Origin of the sequence: Paraburkholderia sp. SIMBA_054 (assembly GCF_046534875.1) — a bacterium.
GTDB classification, from domain to species: Bacteria; Pseudomonadota; Gammaproteobacteria; order Burkholderiales; family Burkholderiaceae; genus Paraburkholderia; species Paraburkholderia hospita.
Map to the genome: position 1 here is coordinate 1 of NZ_JAWRXV010000262.1, position 442 is coordinate 442.

Genomic DNA, 442 nt, shown 5'->3' on the forward strand with positions numbered 1-442 from the left:
CGTGGCGAAGGTGCTGCTCGCTGACGCGCCGCAACTGGCAGCAGGCCTCGCGGAAAACGTCGAGGCGACGGTGCTGAGCATCGCAAAGGATTACTCGCACATTCTCGCCCCGGCGACGGCCTACGGCAAGAACATCGCGCCGCGTATTGCGGCGAAACTCGATGTCGCGCAGATCAGCGACATCACGGCTGTCGATTCGGCCGATACGTTCGAGCGCCCGATCTACGCTGGCAACGCCATCGCCATCGTGCAATCTCAAGATCCCATCAAGGTCATCACGGTGCGCTCGACGGGCTTTGATCCGGTTGCAGCGGAAGGTGGCAGCGCGTCGGTCGAGAAGATCGAAGCGGCAGCAGATACGGGCCTCTCGCAGTTCGTGAGCCGTGAAGTGACGAAGCTGGATCGTCCGGAACTGACGTCGGCGCATGTCATTGTGTCGGGC

1 protein-coding gene is annotated in these 442 nt (G+C 62.4%); it reads left to right on the forward strand.

The genetic code is table 11. The features are described 5' to 3' along the window. Window positions 1-442, forward strand: a 442-nt coding sequence (locus SB822_RS55040; RefSeq protein ID WP_410858841.1) for an electron transfer flavoprotein subunit alpha/FixB family protein, incomplete at both ends; no start/stop codon positions are given.